This window comes from Mesorhizobium sp. M8A.F.Ca.ET.165.01.1.1 (genome assembly GCF_004792065.1).
In the GTDB taxonomy this organism is placed as follows: domain Bacteria; phylum Pseudomonadota; class Alphaproteobacteria; order Rhizobiales; family Rhizobiaceae; genus Mesorhizobium.
Map to the genome: position 1 here is coordinate 86146 of NZ_SRTH01000013.1, position 19495 is coordinate 105640.

The 19495-nt window shown below is 60.3% G+C and carries 15 protein-coding genes and 1 pseudogene; 5 read left to right on the forward strand and 11 right to left on the reverse strand.

From position 1 onward, the window contains the following. Positions 1-81 precede the first annotated feature (81 nt). From EN808_RS27040 to EN808_RS27070, 7 genes are all read right to left on the reverse strand, one after another. The gene (locus tag EN808_RS27040; RefSeq protein WP_135917238.1) at positions 82-1578 is read right to left on the reverse strand and encodes a GMC family oxidoreductase; all 1497 of its coding nucleotides are present in this window, start codon (positions 1576-1578) and stop codon (positions 82-84) included. Positions 1579-1587: 9 nt separating this feature from the next. Continuing rightward, on the reverse strand, positions 1588-2688 hold the full coding sequence (gene ugpC / locus EN808_RS27045) for a sn-glycerol-3-phosphate ABC transporter ATP-binding protein UgpC (RefSeq protein WP_127870961.1): 1101 nt from the start codon (positions 2686-2688) through the stop codon (positions 1588-1590). A 4-nt stretch (positions 2689-2692) separates the two neighbouring features. Further along, on the reverse strand, positions 2693-3613 hold the full coding sequence (locus EN808_RS27050) for a carbohydrate ABC transporter permease (RefSeq protein ID WP_210235459.1): 921 nt from the start codon (positions 3611-3613) through the stop codon (positions 2693-2695). Then, on the reverse strand, positions 3603-4499 hold the full coding sequence (locus EN808_RS27055; protein WP_127870960.1) for a sugar ABC transporter permease: 897 nt from the start codon (positions 4497-4499) through the stop codon (positions 3603-3605). Before EN808_RS27055 ends, EN808_RS27050 begins: the two co-directional genes overlap by 11 nt. 89 nt (positions 4500-4588) lie before the next feature. Next, positions 4589-5842, reverse strand: coding sequence for an ABC transporter substrate-binding protein (locus EN808_RS27060; RefSeq protein ID WP_189524173.1), 1254 nt, complete (start codon positions 5840-5842; stop codon positions 4589-4591). Positions 5843-5907: 65 nt separating this feature from the next. Next, positions 5908-7218: a histidinol dehydrogenase gene (hisD, locus tag EN808_RS27065; protein ID WP_135917239.1), complete on the reverse strand. Its 1311-nt coding sequence runs from the start codon at positions 7216-7218 to the stop codon at positions 5908-5910. A 100-nt stretch (positions 7219-7318) separates the two neighbouring features. Further along, entirely contained in the window at positions 7319-9121 is a 1803-nt protein-coding gene (locus tag EN808_RS27070) for a thiamine pyrophosphate-binding protein (protein WP_135917240.1), read from the reverse strand. Between the two features lie 372 nt (positions 9122-9493). Between EN808_RS27070 and EN808_RS27075 the strand changes: the two genes are divergently transcribed. Beyond that, entirely contained in the window at positions 9494-10378 is an 885-nt protein-coding gene (locus EN808_RS27075; protein WP_135917241.1) for a sugar phosphate isomerase/epimerase family protein, read from the forward strand. A 26-nt stretch (positions 10379-10404) separates the two neighbouring features. Here EN808_RS27075 and EN808_RS27080 read toward each other — a convergent pair whose 3' ends face one another. Next, positions 10405-11163: a DeoR/GlpR family DNA-binding transcription regulator gene (locus EN808_RS27080; RefSeq protein ID WP_135917242.1), complete on the reverse strand. Its 759-nt coding sequence runs from the start codon at positions 11161-11163 to the stop codon at positions 10405-10407. A gap of 596 nt (positions 11164-11759) precedes the next feature. Here EN808_RS27080 and EN808_RS27085 point away from each other — a divergent pair. The 3 genes and pseudogenes from EN808_RS27085 to hisN all read left to right on the forward strand — a co-directional run bounded on the left by EN808_RS27085 (position 11760) and on the right by hisN (position 14986). Next, positions 11760-12878, forward strand: coding sequence for a Gfo/Idh/MocA family oxidoreductase (locus EN808_RS27085; RefSeq protein WP_281041826.1), 1119 nt, complete (start codon positions 11760-11762; stop codon positions 12876-12878). Positions 12879-13170: 292 nt separating this feature from the next. After that, positions 13171-14048 (forward strand): annotated as a pseudogene (locus EN808_RS37185) (glycoside hydrolase family 3 N-terminal domain-containing protein). A 137-nt stretch (positions 14049-14185) separates the two neighbouring features. Continuing rightward, complete coding sequence (gene hisN, locus EN808_RS27100) at positions 14186-14986, forward strand: histidinol-phosphatase (RefSeq protein WP_245520800.1); 801 nt, start codon at positions 14186-14188, stop codon at positions 14984-14986. 53 nt (positions 14987-15039) lie between these two features. Here the strand turns inward: hisN and EN808_RS27105 are convergent, their stop codons facing one another. After that, positions 15040-15861 (reverse strand): helix-turn-helix transcriptional regulator, encoded by an 822-nt coding sequence (locus tag EN808_RS27105; RefSeq protein WP_127870954.1) that lies wholly within the window; start codon positions 15859-15861, stop codon positions 15040-15042. Between the two features lie 130 nt (positions 15862-15991). Between EN808_RS27105 and EN808_RS27110 the strand changes: the two genes are divergently transcribed. Beyond that, positions 15992-16987, forward strand: coding sequence for a Gfo/Idh/MocA family oxidoreductase (locus tag EN808_RS27110; protein WP_135917245.1), 996 nt, complete (start codon positions 15992-15994; stop codon positions 16985-16987). A 63-nt stretch (positions 16988-17050) separates the two neighbouring features. Here EN808_RS27110 and EN808_RS27115 read toward each other — a convergent pair whose 3' ends face one another. Together EN808_RS27115 and EN808_RS27120 are read right to left on the reverse strand one after the other, a co-directional pair. Then, positions 17051-17851 (reverse strand): IclR family transcriptional regulator, encoded by an 801-nt coding sequence (locus EN808_RS27115; RefSeq protein ID WP_245525133.1) that lies wholly within the window; start codon positions 17849-17851, stop codon positions 17051-17053. A gap of 60 nt (positions 17852-17911) precedes the next feature. Continuing rightward, complete coding sequence (locus tag EN808_RS27120) at positions 17912-19495, reverse strand: ABC transporter ATP-binding protein (protein ID WP_245525134.1); 1584 nt, start codon at positions 19493-19495, stop codon at positions 17912-17914.

Sequence of the window (19495 nt, forward strand, 5' to 3'; positions counted from 1 at the left end):
AGCACAAAATCCCGGCACGACGCACCGCCTCATCACTTGCCTCTGGACAGCAGATCGGCTTGACGACCGCAGGCGACGCCTTCACCTCTGCTTTATTGCGGCGCCAGCTTTGATGGCGAGGGCCGCGACGGTCAGTGCGGGATTCACAGCCGCCGATGTAGGCAGCACCGAAGCATCGGTTACATAGAGGTTTGAGATTTCGTGCGAACGGCAATCCGTGGACACGACCGACGTCTGCGGATCGTTTCCAAGTCTAGCGGTGCCGCACTGATGCGAGGTCGTCTTCCTGCCGAAGGTTCGGGTGAGCACGATGGGGAAGCCAGCCGTGCGCATGATGTGACGCGTTTTGCGGATGAGGGTCTCGTGCGCCCGCATGTTGCTGCGCACCCAATGCATGACGATGCGGCCGTTGCTGACCGTGACGCGGCTGTCGGGATTGGGCAGGTCCTCGCTGGTCAGGAACCAGCCATAGCAATTGCGGGCAATCAGTCCGGCCAGCCAGCGCGGCAGCAATGGTGCGTTGGCCTTCAGGATGTTTCCCGTAATGTGTCCAAGCAACTGGACGTTTCCCAGCGGAAATCCGGTCTCCGGATCGGCATTGTAGAAGTCGTTGAACGCAAGCGTCTTCTGATAAACCGATGTATTAGCGGATAGCGGATCGATCGCCAGCATGGCGGTGGTGTTGTGGTTCATGAAATTGCGGCCGAGTTGGTCGGAGCCGTTGGCCAGCCCGCGCCGGTGCGCGGCATTGGCAGACCGCAACAGCAGCGCCGCGGTCTGGACGGCGCCGGCCGCAACGGCGAAAACGCCAGCGCTGATGCGCTGCTCAACGCCATCCTTCACAAACACCGCGGCAATCACCTGCTGACCGGCCGGATCAGTCTCCAGGCGCAAGACATTGGCCCCAGTCAAGAGGCTGACATTGCCATGCTTGAGCGCCGCCGCCAGCGGGCCGGCCTCGGCATCGATCTTGCCGGATCCGGTATTGGGAAACGCATCCCATCCGGTCTTGGCGCGGCGAAGCCATTCATCGATGTCGATGGCCAGAGGAAGACTGGAGGGGTGCACTCCTGCCCCGTTCAGGCGAGCCCGCACAGCGGCGATGGCCGGCTCGTCCTGCACCGGGGGAAAGCGGTAGGGGCTTGAGCGCGGCGGCTCGGTCGGATCCTGTGAGGCATCGCCGCGCACCTTGAAGATCGTCTCGGCCCGCTCGTACCACGGCTCGAGTTCGTTATAGGTGATTGGCCACCCTGGCGAGGCGCCATCCATGTGCGGGCGAGGCGAGAAATCTTCCTGTCTGTAGCGGTACAAGACCGCGCCAAAGAACTTGGAATTGCCGCCGACATAGTAATAATTGCCCGGCAGGAAGGCCTCGCCGTCGGTGCCCACCCACTCCTCAGTCGACCGGTAAAATCCCTTGAGGAATATCGCCTTATCATCGCGCGCTTCGGGGGTATCCCGCAGGTGCTCGCCTCGTTCCAGGATCACGATGCGCCTGCCGCTATCGGCAAGGCTGTAGGCCAGGGACGCGCCTCCTATCCCCGACCCGATGATGACGATATCTGCTGTCTGATCCAAGTCGGCGCCTCAATCTATGCGTTGTTCGGTCTCAGCATCGAACAGCACGATCTTGGCAGTTTCGACAGCGAGGGTCGCGGGCGTGCGGGCTGCGACGGCCCGGGGTGGCACGCGCGCCGTGACCTCGACGCCGCCTGCCTGGAACAGGGCAAGCGTGTCGGGTCCGGTGGGCTCGACAACGTCGATGTTTACAGACAACTTTTCCGCAGACTGCGCGCCGGCGACGCTGAAAAGTTCAGGACGGATCCCGACAAGGACACTGCGCCCGGCGTATTTGGCAGCCGCCTGCGATGAGACCGGAATTCCGGCGAGTTGAGTTGGCGCCGCTCCAGGGATGTCGATCACAGCCACCGCGCGACCTTCTTTCACCTCGAGCTTCGCCGGAATGATGTTCATCGATGGCGAGCCAACGAACTTGGCCACGTACACGTTTGCCGGCCGGTCGTAGACCGACTGCGGATCGTCGAGGTGCTGGACCACGCCGTCCTTCATCACGGCGACGCGCGTTGCGAGCGTCATGGCCTCGATCTGGTCGTGGGTGACGTATACGATGGTTGTTCCCAATCGTGCGTGGAGACGCTTGATCTCCGTGCGCATGTCGACGCGTAACTTGGCGTCCAGGTTGGAGAGAGGTTCGTCGAATAAGAACAGCTTGGGTTGCCGCACGATCGCGCGACCCATCGCTACACGCTGTCGCTGGCCACCGGACAGTTGCGACGGCTTCCTCTCCAAAAGATGTGTCATCTGGAGCAGGTCGGCCGCGGTCTTCACGGCTTTATCCCGCTCGGCCTGCGACACTCCGCGTATCTTCATGCCGAACTCGATGTTCTGGCGCACGGTCATCGTGGGGTACAGCGCGTAGGACTGGAACACCATCGCGATATCCCGGTCTTTCGGCGAGAGGTCGTTGACGACCTTGCCGGCGATACGGATTTCTCCGCCCGATATCTCTTCCAGGCCCGCGATCATGTTGAGCAGGGTGGACTTGCCGCAGCCCGAAGGGCCGAGCAGTACCAGGAAGTCACCGGTTCCGATGGAGATGCTGACCTCTTTCAGAACTTCGAGGTCACCATAAAGCTTGCGGGCACGATCGATTTCAAGAGTTGACATAGCATCAGCCTTTCACGGCGCCGGCGGTAAGGCCGCGCACGAAATATCGTCCAGCGACGACGTAGACAAAAAGGGTCGGCAGCGCGGCGATCATGGCGGCAGCCATGTCGACGTTGTATTCCTTGCGCCCCATCGAGACGTTGACGATGTTGTTGAGGGCTACGGTGATGGGGGCATTCTCACCGGCGGTGAATGAGGCACCAAACAGGTAGTCGTTCCAGATCTGGGTGAACTGCCAGATGCAGGACACGACGATGATCGGCAGGGCCGCCGGCAGCATGATCGATACGAAGATCCTGATGAAGCCGGCACCGTCGATCTTCGCCGCCCTGACAAGTTCATCGGGAATGCTGACGAAATAGTTGCGGAAGAAGAGTGTCGTGAACGCGATGCCGTAGACCGTGTGGACCAGAACGAGCCCCGGCAGAGACCCGGCGAGACCAAGGATTCCCAAAGTTTGCGCCATGGGAAGAATCACGGCTTGAAAAGGCAGGAAGCAACCGAACAACAGCAGCCCGAAAATCACGTTTGAGCCGGGAAACCGCCATTTGGTAATGACGTAGCCGTTGATCGCGCCGATGCCGGTCGACATGATCACGGCCGGGATCGTCAACAGCAGCGAGTTGATGAAATAGGGTTTCAGTCCTTTGCAGGCGGTCCCGTTGCAAGCCTCCGACCAGGCGGTGCGCCAGGCGTCGAAGGTGATTTGCTGCGGCAGACCGATAAAAGAGCCGGCATAGATCTCGTCCAGATGCTTCACCGAAGTGGTGATCATCACCCACAGCGGCATCAGGTAGAACGCGGCCATGAAGAACAGGCTGCCGTAGATGACGGCACGACCGATTCGATGCTGCCGACGGGAGGATGCGGCTTTAGTAGCCAAGAGCGCGGGATTGGTGGCCAAGGACGCGGTATTAGTGGCCATCGCGGGTCTCCTTCAGCTCTGAATAGAGATACGGAACGATGATCGCGGCGACGGTCATGAGCATCATCATCGCACTGGCTGCACCGACGCCCATCTGGTCACGCCGGAAGGTGGCGGAGTACATGAAGGTGGAAGGCATTTCGGTTGCGGAACCGGGGCCGGTGTTGGTTAGCGCCAGAATGAGATCGAAGCTCTTGATTGCGATATAGCTGAGCAGGACGATCACGCTCAGGAAGGCGGGGCGCAGCATCGGCACGACGATGGTCCGGTAGATCCGCGGCAGGCTTGCACCCTCGATCTGGGCGGCCTTGATGACCGAATTGTCGATGCCGCGCAGGCCCGCCAGAAAGATCGCCATGGCGAAGCCGGTCGATTGCCATACAGCGGCAATCACCACGCAATAGATCGCGAAGGTCGGCTGTGCGATCCAGTCAAACACGAAGCTGGTCCAGCCCAGATCATTGACCACTTTCTGCACGCCCAGAGCGGGGTTGAGAATCCACTTCCAGGCCGTGCCGGTGACGATGAAGGACAGCGCCATCGGATAGAGAAAAATCGCCCGCAATGTGCCTTCAACGCGGATCTTCTGATCGAGAAGGATTGCCATCAACAGTCCGAGACCGGTGGTCAGTGCCAGGAACAGCGTTGAAAAGACGAACAGGTTGAACACCGCCGTGTGCCAGCGCGGCGTCGACCACAGACGGACATACTGGTTCAGGCCGACGAAATCGTATTTCGGCACGATCATGGAAGACGAGAGCGAAATCCAACCCGTCCAGCAGATGAACAGGTAGACCGCAACCAGCACAACCAAGAGGCTGGGCGCCAACACCAGCCGTGGCAACCAATTCTCGATACGGTTCGACAAAGGGGTGGATCTGCTCATCGGCTTGCCCTCAGGTTGGGTCAATGGAGCTGCGAGGAAGCGCTGCCGGGACCTCATGGGAGGCATTGCCCCGGCAGCGAACGCACGCCTCAGCGTGCGTTGTTGATCCCGTCGACCAGGGATTTGACCGCGTCTTCCGCGCTCATATCGGTGACGAAAAACTTTCCGACGACGTCCTGGAACACGCCGGAGAACCGGGGCTCGACGGCAAAGCCGTCGGTGAGCGATCCGTAGATGGCGTTGTTCTTTATGGCAGCGACGCGGTCCGAAAAGCTGCGCTTGGCGCAGTCGTCAAAATCGTCCATCGCCACATCGAGACGAGCCGGGATCGAGCCCTTGATCAGATTGAACTTCTTCTGAACCTCGGGGTCCATGATCGCTTCGGCGACCGCGTCCTGCCCTTTTTCGATATCGGCATTTTTGATCTTGAAGCCGCCGAAAGTATCGAACACGAACTTGTAGTTCGGCGTTGCGGTCGGTGTCGGGAAGCAGAGGAAATCGACACCCGGCTTCATCCCCTTGGCAAGGAATTCGCCCTTCGCCCAGTCGCCCATGATCTGCATGCCTGCCTGGCCGTTGGCGACCAGATTGGTCGCAGCCGCCCAGTCACGGCCGGTGAAGCCGGCGTCATGCAATCCACGCACCTTGCCCAGCAGTTCAAACGTCTTGATCATCTCCGGGCTGGACAGCGCCGTTTCATCGAGATCGATAGCGGCTTTCTTGTAGAAATCCGGGCCGTTCACGTCGATGAGCATGGACTCGAACAGCTCTTCGATCTGCCAGCTCTCGTCGCTCATTGCGATCGGCGTAACGCCAATCGCCTTCAGCTTTTCGGCACTGGCAATAAGCTCGTCCCAGGTTGTGGGAATGGCGATTCCGGCCTTGTCGAAGACGGCCTTGTTCGCCCAAACCCAGTTCTGGCGATGCATGTTGATTGGGGTCGAGAAGAAGGTGTCATCCTGCTGCAGGAATTGCAGCATCACCGGCGGAAGGGCGGCTTTCCAGTTGTTCTTGGCATACAGGGCATTCAGCGAACGCAGCACGCCTTCCTTGGCCCAGCCCAGTCCTTCGAAGCCGAGGAACTGCATCACCGCAGGCGGATTGCCGGCGGCGACACGAGTGCGCAGTGCCTGCTGGGCGTTGGCACCGTTGGCGCCGCCGACCGCGCTATCCTGCCATTCGAAGCCCATGGTCTTGAGCTTGTCGGTAATCACCTTCAGGGCCCCGACCTCGCTGGCCGACGTCCAGACATGCAGGCCTTCGATTCTGGTCTGTGCCATTGCCTGACCCGCAATGGGCATTCCCAGCGCGGCGGCGAGCAGCATTCTCTTGAGTTTGGTCATCGTTATTCCCCTGTTGAGGTTTGAAATGCCCGGTCGCATTTTCGCTGTTATCGGGCGGGTTGGAGTCAGCTTGGATCAGCCGGCATGGCGTAGCCGACGTTCTTTCTGCCGTAGCGGCGGACCCGGATGTTGGCTTGTTCGGCATGCCCCGCGAACCCTTCCATCAGGCACAGACGCGAGCCGTACTCACCGATCAGGGCCGAGGCCTCGTCGGTCAGGATGCGCTGATAGGTGCAGGTCTTGAGGAACTTGCCGACCCAGAGTCCGCCGGTGTAGCGCGCGGCCTTGTTGGTGGGCAGCGTATGGTTGGTGCCGATGACCTTATCGCCAAACGACACATTCGTGCGGGCACCCAGAAACAGAGCGCCGTAGTTCTTCATCTTCTCAAGGAAGTAGTCCGGATCACGTGTCATGACCTGGACATGCTCCGAGGCGATGCGATCGGCCTCGGCCACCATCTCGTCGATCGTATCGCACAGGATGATCTCGCCGAAATCCTCCCAGGCTTTGGCCGCGACAGCCGCGGTCGGCAGGATTTTCAGCAGACGCTCGATTTCATCGAGCGTGTCGCGGGCAAGTTTCTCCGAGTTGGTGATCAGCAAAGCAGGCGAGTTGACGCCATGCTCCGCCTGGCCAAGCAGATCGGTGGCCACGATCTCGCCGTCGACACTGTCGTCGGCAATCACGAGCGTCTCGGTCGGACCGGCGAAGAGGTCGATGCCGACCTTGCCGAACAGCAGCCGTTTGGCTTCCGCGACGTAGGCATTGCCCGGGCCGGCGAGCATATCGACGGGAGCGATCGTCTCCGTGCCGTAGGCCATGGCGGCAATCGCCTGGACGCCACCGAGGCAGTAAATTTCGTCGGCACCGGCGAGCGCCTGGGCGGCGACAATCTTTTCGGCGATCTTGCCCTGAAACGGCGGGGCGCAAGTGATGACGCGCTCGCAGCCAGCCACTCGGGCGGTCAAGACGGTCATGTGGGCGGACGCAAGCAGCGGATATTTACCGCCCGGGACATAGCATCCGACATTCTGGATCGGTACGTTCTTGTGGCCCAAAACGACCCCAGGCAGCGTTTCGATCTCCAGATCAAGAAGGGTCGCGCGCTGGGCTTCGGCGAACCTGCGCACCTGATCCTGCGCGAAATCGAGATCCTCGCGTTCGCGCTTGGTCAACGCGTTGATGCATCCGTCGATCTCGGCCTTGGTCAGGCGATAGTCATCCCTGTCGAACTTGTCGAAGCGGACGGACAATTCGCGCACCGCCTTGTCGCCGCCCTTCTCCACCTGGGCCAGCAAGGCCTGAACCGTCGTGGTAACTGCCGGCTGACCATCGTCTGCGGTACTGCCTCGGGCGGATTTGACGGTGCGTATCATGGCAATAGCTCTTCGTTCGCGAGCGCGTGGGCGCCGCATCCTCAACGAGATGGGTGGCGAAGTTTGAGGGCGGGGACGGCCCGCCCTCACGTCGGTCCTGCTAGAGGTGCTGCTCGCGGGCGCGCATCTCGGCGTATCCGGCCTGTTCTTTTTCGTAGTAGGCCGGCGACGGAAAATCCCACCAGCCGGTCGCGAACGGGCCCGCCGCGTCGCGCGAGACGATGACTTCGACGAGAGCCGGCCCGCCGCAATCCAAAGCTGCCTTCAGGCTGCTTTCGAGATCTTCATCCTTCTCGACTTTCCAGGCCTCAAGCCCGAATGCGCGGGCGGAAGCCACGATATCGGCCGAGTAAGGCTGGCCATTGCCGGAGTGATGGGTAAATTCGGATGCGATGTGGCGACCCATGAACTTGCGCTGGCCACCGCGGATCGACATGTAGCCCGAGTTGTTCAACACCAGGAACACCACGTTGATGCCGTTCATCACGGCAGTGCCCATTTCGGGCAGCGACATCATGAAGTCGCCGTCGCCAACGATCGCCACGACCTGACGATCCGGGCATGCGAGCTTGGCGCCCAACGCCGCCGGCACCGCCCAGCCCATCGGCGAATAGGAGCCGGAGGTCAGATGAGTGCGCGGCTCGTAGACCGGGAAGCTTTGCTTCACCGAACCCTGGGTGTTGCCCGAACCGACAACCACGATGCCATTGCGGTCGAGTACCTTGCGCAAAGCGACCAGGGGGCGCTGCGACGTGAAGGGCGTTTCGCGGCTGTTTTCGCGCGGCGACACTAGAGCGATCCAGTCAGCCTTCGCTTTCTGGACGTCGGCCAGGAACTTCTCGCGTTTCGCCAAGGCCTTCTTTGCATCAGCCTCCGAGATCAACGCCAGGATTGCCTCCAACGCCACCTTTGCGTCGGAAACGATGCCCACCTCGGTCGGATAGGTTTTGCCAATCTCGCGCGGGTCAAGATCGATGTGGATCAGCTTGCCCGGGGGGATCGAGAACGAAACGCCCTTGGCGTAGGAAGAAGCCGACCAATCTGTGAAGCGGCAACCGACGGAGATCACGACGTCCGCGGACGCGGTGATCTTGTTGCCGCAGGTCGTGCCGGTCTGGCCGACCGCGCCGATGAAGAGCTCATGATCTTCCGAGATGGCGCCCTTGCCGTTCCAGGTGATTGAAACCGCCGCGCCGAGCTGCTCGGCCAAACGCGTCAATTCATTCGAAGCGTTGGCCGTGATGGCGCCGCCACCGGCGACGATGACCGGCCGTTCGGCAGTCAACAGAAGCTTTACCGCCGCCTCGATCGCGCTCGGATCCGGGTAAGCCACACCGATCGGCAGGCGCTTGTCCAGCGGATGAATGGTAACGTCCGCCGCCTCGACCTGCACGTCCATCGGTACCTCGACATGCACGGGGCCCGGACGGCCGGTGAGCATCTCGTTGAAGGCGCGATGCATGATGCTCGGCAGAACCTCGACAGATTGCGCCTGCCAGGCGCGTTTGGTCACCTGCTCGGTGATGCGCGCAAAGGCGTTGTCCTGCTGGCGCTCGATCTCCTGCATGGTGCCGTGGCCATGCATGTAGGTCTGTGGCGAGCCCGAGACATAGAACAATGACGTTGAGTCGCAGTAGGCTGTCGCAAGACCAATGATCGTATTGGTAGCGCCGGGTCCTACCGACGTCGAACATGCCATGGGCTTGCCGCTGGCGCGGAAATAGCCGTCCGCCATGTGAACGGCGCTCTGTTCATGCATGACCTGGATAAAGGGTAACTGCGAGCCGTCTTCTAGAAAAGCATCGAACAAGGCCCAGATGCCGTGTCCAGGTACGCCAGCCACATATTCGACGCCATATTCCTTGAGCGCTCTTGCGACGATCTGCCCACCGGTCAGTTTCATTGTTCGACCCTCTTATGTTTTTGGCTGACGAGGCGGTTGCGAGATATGCTCCTCGTCCATGCTCTTAGTAAGCAGCCAAGCATGGCCCTGCGACAAGTTCGCAGGGTAGGTTTATTCGAAGCAATGTGACGCGCTATCAGAGAAGAGTTGCGACAGTAGGGGTTAACCACTTCCAGAGGCCGGTGGGCGATATGTGCCGATACAGGCTCCAGCCAAGCGCAACATGCGTCACGATTCCTGGCGATTTTCGACGCGAGGTAACGCGATATGTGCTGCATATCGCGCAAGAATTCGCACCGCCGCGCAATTCCGTCTCAACAGGGCGTATGGCTTGCTTGCTGGCAATGTCAACCACTTACGACGGTCGAACCCATGTCGAAGCGCAACCAGATTGTCCTGCATGCCCTTGTCGCGCGATACGGCACGCTAGCACTTGATCTCGATATCGCGCACCAGATCGGTTTCGACGGGCTGGAAGCATCCGGTGCCAAGATTCGCGCTTTCCTGGACGCTGGTTTCAGTCCCCAGGAGTTGCGGCGCCTTGTCGGTGACACCTTCATTCCAGGCATTGGTTTTCTTCTCGACGTGGAACGCTACGGCGACGCCCGAAAGGACCTGCTAAAAGACGCGGAAGCGTTGACTGACCTTGCCGCGGCGGTTGGAGCAAGGGGCATTCAGGTCATTACGGGTCCAATCAGTCTCGAGGCGCTGGATCCCACCAGCGTTACGCGGCGACCTGATCTCTACCGAGGCGTTGTTGGCCTGCCGATAGAGGAGCAGATCGACATTACGGCGTCTGGATTGGCCGCGGTCGCCGACATTGCCGCCCAGCGCAATCTGGTCATCTACCACGAAGCGCTGTCCTGGACGCCGCTCAACACCCTCGACAGGCAGCTTCGCACCATCAGGAAAGCAGCGCGCGACAACATACGTCTCGTCGTCGACTTCTGGCACTGTTACACCTCAGGCGACGGTCCCGAACAAATCTCGCGATTGGACAAGGATCTGATTTACGGCGTGCACATCTGCGACTCTCTCCCGTTTGCGGGTGGAGTCCCCAACGAGCCCGTACTGCGCGACGTGGAAACAGGCAAAGGCGCCCTAGATCTCAGAGAGTGGGTGACTGCCGTGAAGTCCACCGGCTACGATGGCTGGTGGAGCTGCGAGCTGTTCTGCAACAAGCAGCATCAGATGAACAGCTATGAGGTCGCACGCGATCTCAAAACTCTCATGCAGGATCTTGTCGGAGGTCCTTAATCGTGGAGGCTTCGATGTGGACCGCCCTATGCGCGGTGGATCACCGTGCCCTGCTTGCTAAACAATTCGAGGGTCTCCGCAGTTAGCTGGCGCCCAACCACCAAATGGTCGATCTCTCCAGGTCCCGAAACCTGAAAGGGCGCAACCCTCGACATCCTGTCGACGGTAGCAAAAACCACCCGAGCGGCACTTCGCCTGCACATGACGCGTTTGATTTCAGCCTCGGCAAGGTCGAACGCGGTCAAGCCGACGGAAGCATCTATGGCACAATCGGCGGCAATGAAGAGATCGGCATGGAACTGCTCCAACTGCGAGAGGCAGACGGGTCCGAAAGAGCATCCTCTGTCCTGGTCGTATAGGCCGCCCAACAGAACCACGCGCGCTTGACGATGCCCTGCCAATGCCGTCGCGACAGACGGAGCGTTCGTCACAACCGTCAAGGTCATGTCACGGGGCAAAGCGCCAGCGCAGGCGACGTTTAGGGCTGCTTGATCCATCAGGATCACTGCGCCCGGTCGCACGAGCCTAGTTGCGGCAGCAGTCAGCACCGCGAGATCGGTGGCGGAAATTTTCAACCGCTCGCCTCCGGTGCCGGCCGCCGATGCCTTGGCGAGCGCTCCGCCGTAGACCCTGCGGCAAATCCCGGCTTTGGCAAGGTCGCGAAGATCGCGGCGTACGGTGTCTTCCGACACGCGGAACTCAAGCGCTAGCGCATTGGCCAGGACCTTGCCTTGCTCGGCCAATCTATCGCGTATGATCGCCTGACGCTCTTCCGAAAGCATCATCCAGACCTCCCAGGCAGATCATGGGCAGCTTCCAATTTCGTCTTCATCGCTAGAGGATATAACTCCCTACCGTCCCAAGCCACAATGTCATCATGAACCGGCGCTGCCTGTCGAGCCAAGGGCGCTGCTCATCGATCATGTGGTCGACAAGTCTCACTACCTGCCGCTCACCGACGCAATTTCGCACAGTCATCATTCCTGACGCATTTGGACGTCCATCTCCGACGCGGGAAAAGGGGGAACGGGTCGCGGAACATCGTATCCACCATACCAACCCGTGCTGTCCGACCGCTTACGGGGCGCGGATACCATCGCGGCTGAGCGGCGCTCAAATGGGAGTCTGGACTCGATGCACGATGGACAGCGATCTAGGCGCATCGCGTCACTGTGCGTCACAGATTGGAACCGTGCGAACTTGTCGCTTGATCTAGCGAGTGGAAGGGTACCCTGGGACTTTTCCTCGGCGCCGCCGCTGTCGAATTGGAAGAGTACAACATCCGTCTCCGACCGGTCCAGACAGTGGCCGAAATGCGCAATGGGTACCTATGAGCCTTCTAACGAATGACATCCCCCGCAAACGTCGTCTTCGCACCGGAATGGTCGGAGGCGGTCGTGGTTCATTCTTCGCAAGCCGCCATCGAACTGCCATGCGGCTTACCAATCGTTTCGAACTTGTAGCTGGCGCTTTCTCGTCCGACCCGCAGACATGCGTTGAAGCGGGCGAGGCGCTTGGGGTGGCTGCGGGCCGCAACTACCTCAGCTTCCATGACATGGCGGCCTCGGAGGCAGCACGCGACGATGCGATCGAAGTCGCGATCATCGTCACGCCCAATCATCTGCATTTCGAACCGTGCAAGGCGTTTCTCGAAGCGGGTATCCCCGTCATTTGCGAGAAGCCGCTGGTCCACTCGTCGGAGCAGGCGCGCGAGCTTCAGCGGATAGCGGCGGCCAATGACACGTTCTTTGCCGTGACATACACCTATACAGGCTATCCCATGGTCCGAGACGCGCGCGCTCGTATTCGCGCGGGCGAGATCGGGCAGGTTCGCTTCATGCACGTTGAGTATCTGCTCGAATGGCTGGTCAACGACCCCTCGAAACTGGGCAAGGGCGGGATATGGCGCGGCGACCCGGCAAAGGCGGGACCGACGGGCGCGCTGGGGGATATCGGCACGCACGCTTTCAATATCCTCGAGTTTGTGTCCGGGCTCCGATGCACAGCACTCAGCGCCAACCTGATGCGAACCGTCGATTCCTTTGGGTTGGACGACACTGACTTGATCCAGCTGGAATTCGAGGGCAACGCCAACGGCGTCTTGTGGTCCTCCTTTGCCGCTCCTGGCCATCGCAACGGCCTGCGCTTCAAGATCGTCGGCTCCAAGGCCACCATGGAATGGCGGCAGGAGGCGCCGGAAACGCTTAGCGTCTTCCGTCTTGGCCAATGCGACCTCACCTATCGTCGCGGAAACGGCGACCTGTCGGCCGACGCGAAACTGGCGACCAGCCTGCCGGCCGGCTCTCCCGAAGGCTACCTCGAAGCGCTCGCTGTCTTGTACAGCGACTATGCGACGGCGCTTGAGGCAGGCCGAAACTGGCGAGGGGCGCTGCAGGTGCCGGTTCCCGATATCTACGAAGGGCTAAGGGGCGTTCTGCTTTCCGAGATCAGCGTCACGTCTTCAGCGTCGAAATCCTGGGTTCCATTCCCAAGTTCGTAAAGCAGACAAACGTCAATGATTGGACCCTGGCCGGCACGCTGACCGCAAATGCCACACCCATCTCCGCCTCATTCCTCCCGGGCTGCACGGTCTTTGCATCGAACCACTTCGCTTTCAGAGCCAAGACAAATCAGGACTGAACAAAATGGATGACCTATCCCGCGACGCTTACGCAGTACTCCTGCCCGCCTATGACAAGGTCGAGTTCACCAAAGCGTCGACGTCTTTCTTCAATGCCGGCGGCGTCGCTTCCCTTCTCGGATCGACGCGCGAGGAATATGTGGCACGTCGCATGTCGCCAGTTAGGCAGCAATCGGAAACGCAGCAGCTTCTCCTGGATTACCACGATCGCGCGCGGGCGCTTGCCGGCGACGTGCTGATCGCAATCGATTACGAACTGGGAGGGGTACACCGCCTCCACACCCTCGGACCCCAACTTCCTCATCCGCGCGAAGTTCTGGAGATGAAGGAGACCGAGATCGAGCACTTTGGTGTTGAGGCCGCTCGCGCCGCCAAATCCTGCGGCATCAACTTCTTCCTGGCCCCCGTCGTAGACCTGGTAACCGGAAGCAATCCCTGGCTGCTTGACCGCACCTTTTCCGTGGATAGCGACATAGTCAGTCGCGCCGCGTCGGCATTCATTGAGGCGTACAGAGCCAGGGGGTGGCGGCAACAGCAAAGCACTTTCCCGGCCATCCCCATGTGCCTGAAGACCCGCACGACAGCGCGACTGTGTCGGTCACTGCCTCGCTGGACGAGCTCAAACCCAATCTGAAATGCTTCGACGCGGCCATTGCGGCGGGTGTGCGCGCCATCATGACCGGGCCCATACCGGTCGATGCAATCGATCCGACCGAGCCTTCGTCGACTTCCGCAAAGGTGGTCGCGATGCTTCGCGGTGCCCACAGGTTCCGTGGCCTGATTGTTTCGGACGATCTCGATCTGCCTGGAACGTTGCGCGGCCGCACGGTTCCGGAAGCCGCGATGGCGTCGCTCAAAGCCGGCGTCGACCTTCTTCTGTTGGCGGGCGGGCCCCAGGTCGATGAGGTGGCAAACACTATCATCGCCAGTGTCCGCGCCGGCAAACTCGAACGAGGTGTCGTTGCCCGTGCGGCGAGCGCGGTGCGTCTGCTGGCTGGGGATTCTGCTCTGTCCTTGCAGGCGGCCTGAGGACCGACCGGTCGCGCAAACCTGCGCTGGATGAAATTGCCCGGTGCTTGTTCTAGACAGACAAGAGGGCGCACCTCAAAATTGAAACTCGATCCAGCGTTTGACCCAAGGCGGCAGCCGCATTCGACTAGTTGGAGATGGAACCCATGTCAAAGCTCCCGGACTCGTCCTTCCTGCACCATCTGGCTGATTTGGCGGACGCCGAGACCCTGCCCCGCTATCTGGTCGACCTCGCCGTAGAGACAAAGGTGAAGGCTGGATACAGGTTCGATCCGGTGACCGAGGCAGATCGCGAGGCCGAAATCGCGTTGCGTGCCGCCATAGTGAAAGAGTTCCCGGACCACGCGGTACTCGGCGAGGAATTCGGCGAGACGGGCGGCGGCAGCGACTGGCGATGGGTCCTCGATCCCGTTGACGGAACGCGACCTTTCATCTGCGGCATTCCGGTCTGGGGGACGCTCATCGGTCTAACCAATCGCGGCCACGCCGAGATGGGGATGCTCAGCCAGCCCTATATCGGCGAACGGTTTTGGGCCGACGCAACGGGCGCATGGCGCCAGCGCGCCGGCGAGCGAAAAGCACTCAAGACGCGCAACATCGACAATCTCTCCGACGCCATTCTCCACACCAACTCGCCCGAACATTTTCATGGCGATCTGAAGGCTGGATTCGAACGGCTGAACAGCGCGGTGAAGATGACCCGGTATGGCGGGGAATGCTACGCTTTTGCAATGCTGGCCGCGGGTCGGATCGATCTATCGCTTGAGCCGTCCCTGCAGCCCTACGACATCGTAGCCCTGATACCGATTATTGAAAAGGCAGGCGGTGTCGTCACCCGTATCGACGGTGGCCGCGCCGAAGAGGGAGGGCCGGTCCTGGCCTCAGCAACGCCTGCGCTGCATCGGTTGGCGTTGAATGAGCTTGTCGGCACGGCATAGGCCGGCTTCGCGGTAGCGTTGGACTACAGCCTCGTGCCGTGAAGGCTCCGAGACTACATCTGGATCATGTCGGACCCGTCACCGAGGTACTGCAGCACTTCCCTGGGGATGCTCGGGTCGCCCCTGTCGATCACTGTAAGCTCCTTGAGGTGACGGCGCTGGAGCAGGCCTGGTCCTTTGTAGTGCAAAGCGACCTTCGTTGAGTAGGGTTGGCGAAAGGCATTGGCCGCGATGCCGCTAGCAATGCCGAACATGAAGCGCTTGGCGTTTCGTTTCACCTGGGCGTAGACGCCGAAGGTGAGCTCATTGCTCTGAATGCCTTCGAAATCGGCTGTGAATAGCCTGTCCGCCACCGGAAAACTAAAACCATAGTACTTAAAGACATATTCGGTTTTTCCCGGCTTGTCGAAGCTCGGAAACCGTTCAATATAGTAATGCTGCAGAAACTTATCCGATCTGTACAAGCAGAATGCCGATTTCAGGATGAAGCCTTTGTAGATCGAAGAAAACTGATACCGGTCATAAACACCCAGGATCTCGGAATCCTGAACGGTGCTGTCAAAAACAATGTTGGAGAGGAAATTCACAAACTCAGGCAAATGCCGGGCAGTCGACATTGCATGAAAAAAATTGCCGTCGATCAGCGTCCGAAATTCCTCCGGGTTGGAGAAAAGGATCGGGACGCTCAGCCCGAAGAAGTTCGCGATCGTGCGCAGGTTGGCGCTCGACGGTACGTGGGCGCCGGACAAATATTTGTTAAATTGTTGCCGGTTGACGTTTAATTTGCGACAAACGGCAGCCACAGACCCGTGACGGTCGCAGAGGGTTCTCAAATTCGCCGCCAGCGCGGCATTATCCCCTGCGAGGTGGTTCAATCTGGCGGCCTTCCCGGTGACGCGACTAGACGCTCTGTGTACGCCACATTAATGCAGAACTCAATCAGATGCGAAGTTGGCTCCGCGACGCGAATTCGCCCATACTTGGACCGAATAAGGAGCGCCCGGCATGGCAACTCACGGCAAGACGGGGTGGTCGGTTATGGGCACCGGCACCATCGCCTCGGAGCAGATGGTCGCCGGCATCAGGGCGCAAGGGCATACTCCCCTGTGGGTGGTCAGTCGGCGCAAACTGGACGCCGCGCATTTCGCCCAGGACCTGGATATCCCACAGTGGACAACCAACTTGTCGAATGCACTCGGCGACCCTGACGTCGAGTTCATCTATGTCAGCGCGCGGATAGGGCGCCGAGGGCACTATATCGCTGCCGCGGCGCAGGCCAGGAAGAACGTCCTTTGCGACGGTCCCATCTCTGAAAACAGCAAGACGGCGGCCGCTTTGGTGCGAATGTGCGATACGGCCGGGATCGTGCTTGCCGTACATCACCCGTTCCGGGCTTCGGCGATCCACCAGACCATGCGCAGGCTGATCGTCGACGGCGAAATCGGCAAGGTTCAATCGACCCTTATAACACGCGAGGGACCATACAAGCCGACAGCCAAGCGCAGGATGGACGATCTCGAAAGCGACAGCGACATCTATCTCGACATGTCCGTCGACGACATCGACCTGGCTAGATTCCTCACGGGCGCGGAGCCTCAGGAAGTTTCCGCCCTCGGTGCGAATGAAGGCAATGGTCCTAACCAGATTTCCTATGCTTTCAAGCTCGACGATGGCAGCATATTCCAAACGTTCGAGAGTTTCGCGATCATGGACATGGAAAGCACGGTGGTGGTCGCCGGCGATCGCGGCACACTGATCGCCCATGGCACGCTGAACGGGAAGGCTTCGGGTACGCTCATGCGACGCCATGGCGCCAAGAATGAGCTCGTTCCGGTTCGCGACGGAGACTCCCATGTCGCGACCGTCGAGGATTTTGTCAGCGCCGGGGAGCGAAAAATGTCCTGGCTGGCGCGAGGCTCGGATAATGTCGCGGCCCTGCGGGCCGCCGAGGCGGTGGCCACGGCTGCGACAAAGCGCCGAACAATCGCAATTCGGCCGTAGCCGCGCGCGGCTGTCGAAGTGACCGACAGGCACGGTGATGCCGCCTATCACTCGCTCCGGGGGTCAGGCGGACATCTTCCCCTCATACCCCATGGCGCGCGATATCTGATCGGCGATTTCGGCAATGCGCCTGCCTGTCGAGGGGAGATTCTCGTCGGTGACGCGCGCGATCGGCCCGCTGATGCTGATCGCGCCGAGCGGACGTCCGGTTTCGTCGTAAACAGGCGCCCCGATACAGCGACCACCTATCGCCGACTCTTCGTTGTCGACCGCATAGCCCCGCTCCCGAATGAGCGGAAATTCGCCACGCAGCTGGTCCTGGGTGACCAGGGTATTCTGGGTGTAGCGGGGCAACCCCGATGCCTTGATGAGCCTGTTGACTTCATGCGCATCCAGCCAGGCGAGGATAGACTTTCCCAAGGAGCTGGCGTGCCATGGATTCGTCACGCCGACGGATGCCCCCTGACGCAAGGTTTGCATAGCCTCGATACAGTCCACGACAATGAGTTCATCGCGCAGCCAAAGAGCGAAGCTGACCGTCTCGTTGAACTGCTCGTGCAACGTTTCGAGATAGGGACGGGCTACGGTTCGTACATCCCTTCGATGGAGGGATTTCTGCCCCAGAATGTAGAGCCCGATGCCCAGGACATAGCGGTTGCCATTTACCTTGGCGATAAGGCCATGACCGACAAGACTGGAGACATAGCGCGACGTGGTTGGCTGGCCCAGCCCGACCTCGCGCGCAATCATCGACAGCGACATCGGCTGGTCCGCCCGTTCGAGAACGCGCAGAACGGCAACCGCCCGATCGACGGCGTCGAAACGGGCACTTTTCTGCTCATCGGTGGAAAGGTCGGTGGGCAAGATCGCTCCGGCGAATCTCCATGACAATCGCCCTCTTGGTGCTCCAAGAAGCGCTTGCCGTCAATTAAGGCGAGGCGCGGCGTCCAACAACATCCTTGTATAGCGATCCTGCGGCGAATGGAGCACTTCGTTCGTTCGCCCGGCCTCCACGATGTTCCCGTCCTTCATGATTATGATGGACTGTGCAATTTCCGAGACCAGCGGCAGGTTGTGCGTGATGAACAACATCGCAAGGCCGTCCTTCTTCAGGTCGAGCAGAAGCTCGACGACCGCTGCCTGAACAGACACGTCGAGAGCCGACGTAATCTCATCACAAACCAGGAGCTTCGGTTTCAACGCCAGCGCACGAGCCACCGCGACGCGCTGACGCTCGCCTCCCGACAGGTCGGCGGGATAGAGGTCGATTACTCTTTGCGGCAGTCGAACGCGGTCGAGCAGCGACCGGACCTCCGCACCAACCCTCGTCTTGTCTGTCATCCCGGTCAGGCGAACGGCGCGGGCAATGCTTTGAGCAATCGATTCCTTGGGGTTGAGTGAGCGGTCAGGGTTCTGAAACACGATCTGCATGGCACTCAGATCAGCTTTGGAGCGGCTCGACACGGCGAAGGGTATCGAATGGCCTTCAAACAACAAGCTGCCCGTGGCATTGCCATGCAAACCCGTCACGCAGCGGCCTGTCGTGGTCTTGCCGCTGCCGCTGCCGCCGACCAGCCCCACGCATTCGCCTTTGCCGACCGAGAATGAGATGCCGTGGACAACTTCGACGTGGCCATGCGACGCGCGCAGGTTCTTCACCTCGAGGACGTTCCGGAATGCAAGGGAGTTGACGGTCGTGTCATCCGCCGCAGGACCCGGGCTATCGGTCACCAGTCGCGGTATGGCGTCGAGCAGCATGCGCGTATAGTCGTCGCGCGGCTCCGCGAAAACCTGCTTGCGGCCACCTTGCTCAACAATCCTGCCGGACAGCATGACGGCCACCCGATCGGCCACGACGTTCACGACCGCAAGGTCGTGAGTTACATACACCACGCTGGCGTTGCTGGACTTCACCAGCCTGGCAATCAGTTCAAGGATCGTCTGCTGGGTAGAGACGTCAAGGCCCGTCGTTGGCTCATCCATCACGATCACTTGCGGTGACGTCATAAAGGCCATGGCAATGGCGATGCGTTGAAGTTGTCCGCCGCTCAACTCGAAGGGATAGCGCTTCAAAAACCGTTCATCATCGGGGAGGTCGACGTTGCGCAGAGCTTCGGCCAGCAACGGCTTCACGCCAGGCCCCGAATGGCCATGCGCGGTGAGAAGCTCGGCCATCTGCTTGCCGATGGACATTCGCGGACTGAAGCTGGTGGTCGGATTCTGTGGAACCAGCGAGACCTTACCGCCTTGAAAGGCACGCCTCTCGCGCCCTGAAAGCGAGAGGATGTCGGTGCCGCCAATCATGATCTTGCCCGACGAAATGCGCATTCCCGGTCGCGCAAAGCCAAGCAAGCTAAGCGCGACAGAGGTCTTTCCAGATCCCGACTCGCCGATGATGGCCAGAACCTCGCCGCGCTTGACGGCAATGGATACGTCGCTGACGATCTCGCGGCCGTTAAGATCGTGCATGAAAAGCGATTGCACGACGAGCGGAATTGCTTCGGCCAT

Coding starts and splice junctions, on each gene's coding strand:
- hisD (WP_135917239.1), bottom strand. CDS start 7,218: ATGATACGCACCGTCAAATCCGCCCGAGGCAGTACCGCAGACGATGGT.
- ugpC (WP_127870961.1), bottom strand. CDS start 2,688: ATGTCAACTCTTGAAATCGATCGTGCCCGCAAGCTTTATGGTGACCTC.
- EN808_RS27085 (WP_281041826.1), top strand. CDS start 11,760: ATGGTCGGAGGCGGTCGTGGTTCATTCTTCGCAAGCCGCCATCGAACT.
- EN808_RS27120 (WP_245525134.1), bottom strand. CDS start 19,495: ATGGCCGAAGCAATTCCGCTCGTCGTGCAATCGCTTTTCATGCACGAT.
- EN808_RS27060 (WP_189524173.1), bottom strand. CDS start 5,842: ATGACCAAACTCAAGAGAATGCTGCTCGCCGCCGCGCTGGGAATGCCC.
- EN808_RS27110 (WP_135917245.1), top strand. CDS start 15,992: ATGGCAACTCACGGCAAGACGGGGTGGTCGGTTATGGGCACCGGCACC.
- EN808_RS27050 (WP_210235459.1), bottom strand. CDS start 3,613: ATGGCCACTAATACCGCGTCCTTGGCCACCAATCCCGCGCTCTTGGCT.
- EN808_RS27070 (WP_135917240.1), bottom strand. CDS start 9,121: ATGAAACTGACCGGTGGGCAGATCGTCGCAAGAGCGCTCAAGGAATAT.
- EN808_RS27075 (WP_135917241.1), top strand. CDS start 9,494: ATGTCGAAGCGCAACCAGATTGTCCTGCATGCCCTTGTCGCGCGATAC.
- hisN (WP_245520800.1), top strand. CDS start 14,186: ATGGAACCCATGTCAAAGCTCCCGGACTCGTCCTTCCTGCACCATCTG.
- EN808_RS27055 (WP_127870960.1), bottom strand. CDS start 4,499: ATGAGCAGATCCACCCCTTTGTCGAACCGTATCGAGAATTGGTTGCCA.
- EN808_RS27080 (WP_135917242.1), bottom strand. CDS start 11,163: ATGATGCTTTCGGAAGAGCGTCAGGCGATCATACGCGATAGATTGGCC.